Origin of the sequence: Clostridium autoethanogenum DSM 10061 (assembly GCF_001484725.1) — a bacterium.
Classification (GTDB): Bacteria; Bacillota; Clostridia; order Clostridiales; family Clostridiaceae; genus Clostridium_B; species Clostridium_B ljungdahlii.
Map to the genome: position 1 here is coordinate 2599258 of NZ_CP012395.1, position 12272 is coordinate 2611529.

8 protein-coding genes are annotated in these 12272 nt (G+C 32.4%); all 8 read left to right on the top strand.

From position 1 onward, the window contains the following. The first annotated feature begins 2 nt into the window (after window positions 1-2). Window positions 3-1871, top strand: coding sequence for an excinuclease ABC subunit UvrC (uvrC, locus tag CLAU_RS11930; protein ID WP_013237001.1), 1869 nt, complete (start codon window positions 3-5; stop codon window positions 1869-1871). A gap of 204 nt (window positions 1872-2075) precedes the next feature. Next, entirely contained in the window at window positions 2076-2990 is a 915-nt protein-coding gene (gene murB / locus CLAU_RS11935) for a UDP-N-acetylmuramate dehydrogenase (RefSeq protein ID WP_013237002.1), read from the top strand. 121 nt (window positions 2991-3111) lie between these two features. Further along, a complete protein-coding gene (gene rapZ / locus CLAU_RS11940) occupies window positions 3112-3996 on the top strand; it encodes an RNase adapter RapZ (RefSeq protein WP_013237003.1) in 885 nt (294 codons plus the stop codon). Further along, on the top strand, window positions 3993-5321 hold the full coding sequence (locus tag CLAU_RS11945; RefSeq protein ID WP_013237004.1) for a gluconeogenesis factor YvcK family protein: 1329 nt from the start codon (window positions 3993-3995) through the stop codon (window positions 5319-5321). Before rapZ ends, CLAU_RS11945 begins: the two co-directional genes overlap by 4 nt. A 13-nt stretch (window positions 5322-5334) precedes the next feature. Then, window positions 5335-6285 (top strand): DNA-binding protein WhiA, encoded by a 951-nt coding sequence (gene whiA / locus CLAU_RS11950; protein ID WP_013237005.1) that lies wholly within the window; start codon window positions 5335-5337, stop codon window positions 6283-6285. Window positions 6286-6296: 11 nt separating this feature from the next. Next, window positions 6297-7601, top strand: coding sequence for a DRTGG domain-containing protein (locus tag CLAU_RS11955; protein ID WP_023162606.1), 1305 nt, complete (start codon window positions 6297-6299; stop codon window positions 7599-7601). 6 nt (window positions 7602-7607) lie between these two features. Further along, the gene (locus CLAU_RS11960; protein ID WP_013237006.1) at window positions 7608-11084 is read left to right on the top strand and encodes a DNA polymerase III subunit alpha; all 3477 of its coding nucleotides are present in this window, start codon (window positions 7608-7610) and stop codon (window positions 11082-11084) included. Between the two features lie 215 nt (window positions 11085-11299). Beyond that, a complete protein-coding gene (gene pfkA, locus CLAU_RS11965; protein ID WP_013237007.1) occupies window positions 11300-12256 on the top strand; it encodes a 6-phosphofructokinase in 957 nt (318 codons plus the stop codon). The last annotated feature ends 16 nt before the right edge of the window (window positions 12257-12272 follow it).

The window sequence follows — 12272 nt, forward strand, 5'->3', positions numbered from 1 at the left end:
TAGTGTTTGATTTTGAATATCAGTTAAAGGTATTACCGGATAAACCAGGAGTATATTTAATGAAAAACTCTTTAGGTGAGGTAATATATGTTGGAAAGGCAAAAATTTTAAAGAATAGAGTTAGGCAGTACTTTCAAAATTCTAAGAATCATTCTGAAAAGGTAAAGGCTATGGTGAAGCATATTGCTGAGTTTGAATATATAGTTACAGATTCAGAAATGGAAGCTCTTATTTTAGAATGTAATTTAATTAAAAAATATAGACCTAGGTATAATATACTTTTAAAGGATGACAAAGGATATCCTCTCATAAAAATAACAGTAAATGAGGATTTCCCAAGAATAATATCCGCTAGAAATATGGTAAAGGATGGCTGTAAATATTTTGGACCTTATATTAGTCCTTCTGCTGTATATGAAACTATGGAAATTATAAAAAAGATATTTCCAATTAGAACTTGCAGACTATCAATAAAAGAAGGAGAAATGAAGGGAAGGCCTTGTTTAAACTACTATATAGGGTTGTGTAAGGCTCCTTGTACTGGATATATTACTAAAGAGGAATACGGAAAAATCGTGAGTGGAGTTATGGATTTCTTATCAGGAAAAAATAGAGACATAAGTAAAAAGCTTAAAGAAGATATGGAAATTGCCTCAGAAAAACTCGAATTTGAAAAAGCTGCAGAGCTGAGAGATAAAATCCTAGCAGTGCAAAAGATAATTGAAAAACAAAAGATAACCACTGGAGGATTTGAAGATGAAGATTTTATAAATATGTATTCAGATAATGTGGACAGCTGTGTTCAAGTATTTTTCTCTAGATCCGGAAAAATAATAGGAAGAGAGCATTTTATTTTAGAAAATACTCAGGATTTGCCTAAGGGTGAAATAGTATCAAATTTTATAGAGGGGTTTTATGGGGGAACTGCATATATAGCAAAAACAATATATGTGCCTGAAGCTGATGAAATTGAACTTCTCCAGAATTGGCTTAGTATGAAAAAAGATGCTCGGGTATATATTAAAATACCTCAAAAAGGAGAAAAAAGGGCTACTTTAAATATGGTGGAGGAAAATGCTAAGACAACTTTGAAAAATTTTAAATTGAAATTAATTCAAGATAAAAAGATGTACAATACTGCTCTTGAAGAACTTACAGAAGCATTAGACATGGAAGATATACCCCACAGAATAGAAGCGTATGATATATCTAATATTCAGGGCGTGGATTCAGTAGGTACTATGGTAGTGTTTGAAAATGGAAGAGCTAAAAACAGTGATTATAGAAGATTCAAAATAAATTCCGTAAAAGGAGCCAATGATTACGATAGTATGAGGGAAATACTGACTAGAAGATTTAAGCATGGCTTTGATGAAATAGAAAGAATAAAGAAAAGAAATTTAAAGTTTAGTGCAGGAAAGTTTTGTGCCTTCCCAGATTTAATTCTTATGGATGGTGGAAAGGGTCAGGTAAATGCGGCCTTGGAGGTGTTAAAAAAATTTAATATAGACATACCTGTGTGTGGAATGGTAAAAGATGATAGACATAGGACTAGGGGACTTATATATAAAAATGAAGAAGTTTTGATATCTCCGCATTCTAATGTAATTAAACTCATTGCTAGAATACAGGACGAAGTTCATAGGTTTGCAATAACCTATCATAGGAGTTTGAGAAATAAAAGAGTACTTCATTCTGTATTAGAAGACATACCTAATGTAGGTAACAAGAGAAGAAAAGAATTGTTAAAAAAATTTGAGAGTATAGAGAATATAAAAAAAGCTACCATGAATGAACTTATGGATACGCCTTCAATAGATAGACGTACGGCGGAAAGCATAATTTCATACTTTAAAAAAAATGAAAATTAAATATAGGATTTCTAAGCATTAGATGGAGTTAAAACTTCATCTAATGTCAATAACTCTGTTTATAAATCCTATATTTTTAACTTTATTTTGGGAAAAAATTTAGTTTGATAGATAAAAGAAAATATGATACAATTTGTAATTGCATTGTATATTATAATTACATAGTGTAACGCTTAATTTTAATTTTCAAGGAGAATATTTATAATGAATAAGTTTAAAGATTTTGCTACAAATTTAGAGAAAATATTAGATAAAGAAGACATAAAAATAGACGAACCTATGAAGGAACATACTTCTTTTAGAGTAGGAGGTCCTGTAGATATATTAGTTACTCCTAAAAAATTTCAGGAAGTAGTAGATGTTATAACGTTATGTAAAGAACATAATATACCTTATTATATAATGGGAAATGGTTCTAATTTACTTGTTAAAGATGGCGGAATAAGAGGCATAATGATTAAACTTATAAAACTAAATGAAGTTAAAGTTGAGGACAATAAGATTATTACAGAAAGCGGTGTATCGCTAAAGGATATTTCAACTACTGCCCTTAATAACAAGCTATCAGGTTTTGAATTTGCCTGTGGCATACCTGGAAGCGTAGGTGGGGCAGTTACAATGAATGCAGGTGCTTATAATGGCGAAATTTCACATGTTGTAGAAAGTGCAAAAGTCATAGATAATGAAGGAAAAATCAAAGTATTAGATAGAAAACAATTAGAGTTAGAATATAGAAGCAGTTCCATTTTGAAATACAAATATACTGTCCTAGAAGTAACCTTTAATTTGGAGCATGGGGATTATGAGAAGATAAAAAACCGTGTAGAAGATTTGAATAGAAGGAGAAATGAAAAACAACCTCTAGAATATCCATCTGCAGGAAGTACCTTTAAAAGACCAGAAGGGTATTTTGCTGCAAAACTTATAGAAGACAGTGGATTAAAGGGAAAGAGTGTAGGTGGCGCCCAAGTATCTGAAAAGCATTCAGGATTTATAATAAATAAGGGAAGTGCAACAGCAAAAGATATCTTAGATTTAATAGCTATTGTACAGCATAAAGTTAAGGAAAAATTTAATGTAGACTTGTATACTGAAGTTAGAGTTATAGGGGAAGAGTAGAGAGCGGAGAATTGGTGCTGTGTATTGCACTGGTTCCCCTTTTTAGGTTGTATTTATTGTTGTAGTTTGTTGTGATATAATTAGAAAAAGTAAAAATATTTTTAAATGGAGGGATGTGACTATGAGATTTGTTATAGTGACAGGATTATCTGGAGCGGGAAAAACTCAGGCTATAAGAAGTTTAGAAGATTTAGGGTACTTTTGTGTAGATAATCTTCCTCCTACACTAATACCGAAATTTGCGGAAGCATGCTATAAAACTGATGGGAAAATAGATAAAATAGCCCTAGTAATAGATATAAGAGGAGGTCAATTTTTTAATGACATATTTGAAAGCTTGAATTATCTAAAGGAGCAGGGTTATAAATATGAAATATTGTTTTTAGATGCTTCAGAGGAAGTACTTATTAAAAGATTCAAAGAATCCAGGAGAAAACATCCTCTAGCACCTGACGGAAGAATTTTAAATGGTATAATTATGGAAAGAAACAAACTTAGAGAATTGAAAGACAGGGCAGACAACATAATAGATACATCTAATTTAGTAACTAGGGAACTTAGAGAAGAGATAACTAAGATATATTCAGAAGAAGGACAGATGGAAACAGAGCTTATGATTACCGTACTTTCTTTTGGATTTAAATATGGCATACCTGTTGATTCAGATCTAGTATTTGATGTGAGATTTTTACCAAATCCTTTCTATATACCTGAGTTAAAAGAATATTCAGGTAAGGATACCTCTGTAATGAAATATATAATGAGTTTTAAGGAGACTAATGAATTTATAAATAAACTGGAAAGTATGTTAGAATTTTTAATTCCAAATTATCTAAAAGAAGGAAAGAGACAACTGATTATCTCCATAGGATGTACTGGGGGAAGGCATCGTTCTGTATTTATTGCAAATGCCATTTATAATAGACTAAAAAACAATGGGCATAAGGTTAATATTGATCATAGAGATATAGAAGAAGATGTTAATAAAGGTGGTAAAAAATTATGAAGATTGTAGATTGGCTTAGACCTGGCATAAAAGTTAAAAGGTGGGTTATGCTTGGAGCCATGGGAGTACTCTTTATAATATTTGGAGTAATAGAATTTGTAAACAGAAGATTTTACAGCCTTTACTATATATCATTTTATGTATTTTTAATTATATCCGGGATATTTGTAGTATATATTTCCATAACTCAAGGTATGAGATCTATAATAGCACTTATAAATAAAGGATATTTAAGTGTGTCATTAGATTCCAGAAAGTTAGAAAATTTAATATATGAAAAACGTCTTTTGGTAAAAGGTCCTAAAATTGTTGCTATTGGAGGAGGAACTGGCCTTTCCACTATGCTAAGAGGACTTAAATACTATACGTCTAATATAACTGCTATAGTAACTGTAGCAGATGATGGAGGAGGTTCCGGGGATTTAAGGGAAGATCTTGGAATGCTCCCACCAGGAGACATAAGAAACTGTATAATGGCACTTGCTGATACTGAGCCACTTATGGAAGATTTACTCCAGTATAGATTCAAGGATGGAAGATTGAAAAATCAGAGCTTTGGAAATTTATTTTTGGCAGCTATGGATGGAATATCCGGAAATTTTGAAGAAGCCGTCCATAAAATGAGTTCTGTACTTGCGGTAACAGGTAAGGTAATGCCTGTTACCCTTGACAATTTAACTTTAAAGGCCAGATTGAAAGACGGATCTATTGTAGAGGGAGAATCAAATATTCCCCAAAAAGCAATAGAAAGAAATAGTCCAATAGATAAAATTTTTATAGAACCTAGAGGTGCTAGGGCATTAAAAGAAGCCGTAGAAGCTATAAAAGAAGCCGATGCAGTAATACTTGGACCAGGTAGCTTGTATACGAGTGTAATACCAAATCTTTTAGTTGGTGATATAGCTAGTGCACTGCAAAATACAAATGCTGTAAAGCTTTATGTTTCAAATATAATGACCCAGCCGGGAGAAACGGATGGATTTTCTGTAGAAGACCATATTAGTGCTATATTTAATCATGTGGGTGCTCCCATAATAGATTATGTAATTATAAATGTAGGTAAAATAAATACAGAGTTAGAAGGGAAATATAAAGAAGAAGAATCTCATTTAGTTAAAATAAATGAAGATTTAGTAGCTTCTATGGGGGTAAAAGTAATTGAAGGAGATTTTATAAGTATTAAGAATGGACTTATAAGACATAATTCTGAAAAATTGGCTTCCATACTTATAGAAACTATTATGGATAAAAAGCTGTTATTTGATAGAAAGAAGATAATAGAATATTTTTATTTATCAGAAAGATTAAAGGAAAATAGGAGATAAGTGGGAGATATATATGTCATTTTCATTGAAAGTAAAAAATGAAGTTTGTAGGTACTCAAATATAGATGAGGAAGAAGCTATAGCAGAATTGTCTGCCATAATGAAGGTTAGTGGAACTTTGATGCTTGGAGGAAAGAGGCAGTTTAGCTTTAAGATAATTACTGAAAATGCTGCAATTGCCAGATTCATATTTAAGATATTGAAGGATATTTTTCATATACATACTAGAATCCTGGTTAAAAAGAGTAATTCTTTAAAAAAAAATAATGTGTATGTAATAATGATAACAGAAGATGCTGATGTAAGATCCATACTTAAAAAAGTAGGACTTTTAAAGGAGGAAGAAGATGTTTTTTCACTGGATTATAGTATAACAGAAGATATTAAGGAAAATGAAAAGCTAAAAAAGGCATATATAAGGGGAGCTTTTTTAGGTGGTGGGAGTATAAGTAATCCAGAAAAGACGTATCACCTTGAATTTGTGACTCATGACAGTGATTATGCATTGGATTTAAGTAAACTTATAAATGGATATGGATTGAATTCTAAAGTAATACAGAGAAAGAGTAGTTTTATAGTGTATATTAAAGAAGGAGAGCAAATAGTGGATCTTTTGAATATAATAGGAGCACACTCTTCTCTTTTGGAATTAGAGAACATAAGGATAATGAAGGAAATGAGGAATAATGTAAATAGGCTGGTGAATTGTGAGACTGCAAATTTGAGTAAAACTGTTAATGCGGCAGTAAGACAAATGGAGAGTATAAAGCTTATACAAAAAGAGATAGGGTTAAACAGGCTGCCTGAAAACTTAAGGGATATTGCAGAACTTCGGTTAAATTATCCGGATGAATCTTTAAAAGAATTAGGTGAAATGTTGAATCCTAAAGTAGGTAAATCTGGAGTAAATCACAGACTTAGGAGAATTGAGAAAATAGCAGATGAACTGAGAAAAGAAAGGTAGGCACAGATTATATGTCAAAACATGAGGATATAATCAAGTACATACTTTCACTAGAAACTGGTACTAAAATTTCAGTGAGAAGTATAGCAAGTGAGTTAGGGGTTAGTGATGGAACGGCATATAGAGCTATAAAAGATTCAGATAGCCTTGGAATAGTTACTACAATCCCAAGAGTAGGAACTGTGAGAATTGAAAAAGTTGAAAAGAAAAATATGGAGTCTCTAACTTATGGTGAAGTAATAAATATAGTAGATGGAAGTTTGCTTGGGGGAAAAAATGGAGTACATAAAATACTACATCGATTTATAATAGGAGCTATGACCATAGAGGCCATGAAGCAATATATAAAAAAAGATTGTTTAGTCATAATAGGAAACAGAGAAGAAGCCCAAAGACTTGCCCTTTTAAACGATGCAGGAGTCCTTATAACTGGCGGCTTTGGATGCAGTAATCAGATAAAGAACCTAGCTAACGAAAAGTGCCTTCCTATAATATCTACTAGCTATGATACTTTTACTGTAGCTAGTATGATAAATAAAGCTATTTCAGAAAATTTAATAAAAAAAGAAATAGTGCTTGTAGAAGATATAATGCAAATTAATCCATCTTATCTTAACGTTAAGGATACGGTACTTAAATGGAAGCAAATGATGAAAGAATTTAAGCATGACAGATATCCTGTAGTAGATGATGAAAATAAACTAGTAGGAATTGTTGCACCAAAGGATTTACCAAGTCATGGTTCTGATAATGAAGTTATAGGCAGGGTGATGTCTAAGGAACCAATTACAGTAACGCCTAAAACTACAGTAGCTTATGCAGCTCATATAATGGGGTGGGATGGTATAGAATTATTTCCTGTAGTAAAAGGTAAAAAACTAATAGGAGTTATAACTAGGAAAGATGTGATAAAGGCACTTCAGTACATGGCAAGGCAGCCTCAACTAGCAGAAACTCTTGAAGACTCCATACTAAAGAAATTTGAATTTCAGGTTAAGGATGGTAGAAATTGCTTTACAGGAAGAATAACTGCAGAAATGCTAGATTCTATGGGGACAGGTTCCTGGGGTACCTTAAATATGCTTTTGTCCACTATGGCAATTGTAATCTTGAGACAGAAAAACAATGCAAATATACTTGTAGATAATATAAATACATATTTTATGAAGCCCGTACAAATTGATAATGAAATTACAATATATGTAGATGTAATAGGCAAAGGTATAAATTATTGCAAAGTAGAAGTTAGTATGCTTAATGATAAAAAGGATATAGTTGGGAAAAGCATTTTATCTGCAAAAATGATAAGAAGGTAATGTTTAATGGACAAAGGAAAACATAGATGGGTTAGCTTACACCAACATACGGAATATTCCCTCCTGGATTCTTCAGCTAAAATTCCAGAACTTATAGCCAGAGCAAAAGAACTGGGAATGGATAGTATGGCAATAACAGACCATGGTGTTATGTACGGATGTGTGGAATTTTATAAAGAAGCAAGGGCACAGGGAATCAAGCCTATAATAGGCTGCGAAATATATGTATCTCAGGGAGATATGACTATAAAGCAAAACAATGGCAAAAATGAAAACTACCATCTGGTGCTTTTGGTGAAAAATGAAGAAGGATATCAGAATTTAATGAAAATAGTATCTACAGCTTCTATAAAAGGATTTTACTATAAACCAAGGGTAGACCATAATTATTTGAAAAATCATAGTGAAGGGCTAATAGCACTAAGTGCTTGTATGAGTGGTGAAGTTCAATCCAATATATTAAAAGGAAATATAGATAAAGCTGAAGAGACAGCTTTGTTTTATAAAAGTGCTTTTAAAGATGGTTTTTATTTGGAAATTCAATATCATGGTATAGAGGCTCAGCTCAAGATAAATGAACAGTTGATTTCTATGTCTAAAAAATTAAACATACCTTTAGTTGCCACAAATGATGTTCATTATATAAAAAAGGAAGATTACAGGGCTCATGATATTTTGCTTTGTATACAAACTGGCAAAACTGTAGATGAAGAAAATAGAATGAGATATCCTTCAGATGAATTTTATCTAAAGTCGCCAGATGAGATGTATGATATGTTTTCCAATGTGCCGGAGTCTCTAGAGAATACGATTAAAATAGCAGATCAATGTAATTTTGACTATGAGTTTCATAAATCAAAGCTTCCTAAATTCCCTCTACCGGAAGACACAGATCCTTATGAGTACATGAAGGATTTATGCTATAAGGGACTTTATAAAAGATATAATGATGTAACAGATGAATTGAAAAGTAGGCTGGAATATGAGCTAGGCATAATAAAGAAAATGGGTTATGTTGACTATTTTCTTATAGTATGGGATTTTATACGATTTGCGAGAAAAAATGGGATAATGACAGGACCTGGACGAGGAAGTGGAGCAGGTTCTATAGTTGCCTATACACTTGAAATAACTAAAATAGATCCTATAAAATATAAGCTTATATTTGAACGTTTCCTAAATCCTGAAAGAGTTTCTATGCCGGATATTGACAGTGATTTTTGTTATGAAAGGCGTGGAGAAGTAATAGATTATGTGGTAGAAAAGTATGGAAAAGACAGTGTGTCTCAAATTATAACTTTTGGAACCATGGCAGCCAAGATGTGTATAAGAGATGTAGGCAGAGCGATGAATTACAGTTATGGGGAAGTAGATAGAATAGCCAAAATGATACCTTCAATTCCCAATATAACTATAGATAAAGCACTTGACATGAATCCTGAGTTTAAAGAAGCTTATGACAGTGAATCAAGAACTAAAGAACTTATAGATATTGCTAGAGCACTTGAAGGGCTTCCAAGGCATACCTCTACCCATGCGGCAGGAGTTGTTATAGCTTCAGAACCTCTTGTAAATTATGTGCCACTTCAAAAAAATGAAGATAATATAGTTACACAATTTACTATGAATACTCTGGAGGAGCTAGGACTTCTCAAAATGGACTTTTTAGGATTGCGTACGTTGACTGTTTTAAGAGATGCTGTTGAAATGATTAAAGAGGATAAGGGTATAGAAATTGATTTAGATACTATAGATTATGATGATAAAGCTGTTTACAATATGATAGGTGAAGGAAAAACTGTAGGGGTATTTCAACTTGAATCACCTGGTTTTAGTTCTTTTATGAAGGAACTAAAACCAGATTCTCTGGAGGATATAATAGCAGGAATAAGTCTTTATAGACCAGGACCTATGTCAGAAATACCCAAATATATTAAAAACAAAAATAACCCTGAGGGAATAGAATATGTAACCCCTCAGCTTGAACACATTCTTTCTGTTACTTATGGATGCATGGTATACCAGGAGCAGGTAATGCAAATTGTAAGAGATTTAGCAGGATATTCCATGGGCCGAAGTGATCTGGTGAGACGTGCTATGTCAAAAAAGAAACACCATGTTATGGAGGAAGAGAGACATAATTTTGTATATGGAATTGTAGATGAAAAAGGTGAAATACAGGTACCAGGCTGTGTGCGCAATGGTATATCTGAAAAAATAGCCAATGACATATTTGATTCTATGATGGATTTTGCATCCTATGCATTTAACAAATCCCATGCTGCAGCCTATGCTGTAGTGGCGTTTAGAACAGCGTATTTAATGTATTATTATCCTACTGAGTTTACAGCAGCTATGTTAAATAGTGTAAAAGGAGACAGTGAAAAAGTAGCCTATTATATAAGGTTTGCCAAAAGTATTGGAATAGAAATAATGCCTCCAAGTATTAATGAAAGTTGTACAAAGTTTACAGTAGAAGATGGGAATATAAGATTTGGGTTGTCTGCTATAAAAAATGTAGGTGAGAATGTAATAGATAGTATAGTCAGATCACGGTCCAAACATGGTAAGTTTAAAGATATAGTGGATTTTTGTAATAGTATAGACTTGGATTCCATAAACAAAAGGGTAGTAGAGAGTTTAATTAAAGCAGGCGCCTTTGACTGTTTTGGAGTGCTGAGATCTCAACTTATAGCAGTACATGAAAAAGTAATTGACAGTGTTATAAATTCTAGAAAAAAGAATATAGAAGGACAGGTGAGCCTATTTTCTCAAATTGAAGATAGTAGTGTAAGAATAAAATATCCTTCTATAGAAGAATTTAAAAAGCTAGATATGCTGGCTATGGAAAAGGAAATGACTGGATTATATCTTTCAGGACATCCGCTGGATGAATATGCAAGAACATTAGAATTGCAGGCAGATACTAAAATATCTGACATAGTAGGTAGGAAAACTTTAGAAGATAATTTTGTAGAGGAAGCTAAAGTAAATGATGGTGATAGAGTTATAGTTGGTGGAATACTTTCCGAAGTATCTAAAAAAATTACTAAAAATAATGATATGATGGCTTTTGCAAAGTTAGAAGATCTTTATGGAATTATGGAGATAATAGTATTTCCAAAAGTATTTCAGAGAGTTAGAAGTCTAATTGAAGATGATTATATGATTATAGCAAAGGGTAGAGTAAGCGTAAGGGAAGATGAACAGCCTAAGCTTCTCTGCGAAGTTATAGAGCCTCTGGTGAGAATAGATACAGAAAAACTTTATATTTTGATTGAAGATCAAGATATTTTAAAGGAAGCTTTAGAGAGAATTAGACCTGTATTTGTAAACTTTAAAGGAAATATTCCCGTATATTTGTGTACAAAAAAGGAAAGAAAAAAGTTTAGGTTGGATAGGGAATTATGGATAAAATCTGATTTGGAACTTATGTCTTTTCTAAGAAAAAGCTTTGGAGATAATAATGTAAAAATTATATAGATAAGAAGTATATTTTTGTGACAAAACAACCAAAATACTATAAGAAAGAAATTTTTATAATGTTTTGGTTGTTAGAATTTTATTTGAATAAAGTTCATAATGTGGTGAAAAGTACATAATTGTATGTTATAATTATGATTGTAATTATAGTAAATTAAGTTGGTTTTAACTAAAGCGGGACATAAATAGTCCCTGCGGTCATAGGGGGTGTGCATATGAAAACAATAGCTGTGTTAACAAGTGGAGGAGATGCTCCTGGAATGAATGCTGCTATAAGGGCAGTAGTGAGGACAGCTCTAGATAAAAACTTAAACGTAATGGGAATTAAAAGAGGATATAGTGGATTAATGAATGGCGAAATAGTACCCATGCAGAGGAGTAGTGTTGCAGACATTATACAAAGAGGAGGAACTATATTAAAAACTGCTAGATCTAAGGAATTTAAAACAGAAGAGGGAAGAGAAAGAGCAGTAAATATATTAAAAACATTTAGAATAGATGGATTAGTAGTTATAGGTGGAGATGGATCTTTCAGGGGAGCACATGAATTATCTAAATTAGGGATAGCTACTATAGGATTACCTGGAACTATAGATAATGATTTGGCATATACAGATTTTACCATAGGATTTGATACAGCAGTAAATACCGTTTTAGATGCTATAAATAAGTTAAGAGATACTTCTACCTCTCATGAAAGAGTAAGCATTGTAGAGGTTATGGGAAGAAATTGTGGAGATATAGCTCTTTATTCTGGACTTGCAGGTGGAGCTGAAAATATAATTTTACCTGAAAAAGGATATGATGAACAAGAATTGTGTAGAAGTATATTAGAAGCAAAGATGAAAGGAAAAATGCACAATTTAATATTACTTGCAGAAGGTATTGGTGGAGCTGAAGCTTTAGCTGAGAAGGTTGAGAATATTACCGGTATAGAAACTAGAGCTACAAAACTTGGACATATTCAAAGAGGAGGAAGTCCTACTTGTTCAGATAGAATTTTAGCTTCAAGATTTGGATATAGAGCTGTCGAATTGTTAGAACAAGGCAAATCTTCTAGAGTTGTTGGAATTAGAAACGGAAAGGTTGTTGATTTGGATATAGACGAGGCACTAAGTGAGCCAAGAAGGTTTGACGAAAAGCTTTATGAGATAGCTTATGCGCTAGCGTAAATAATATTTTCTATTA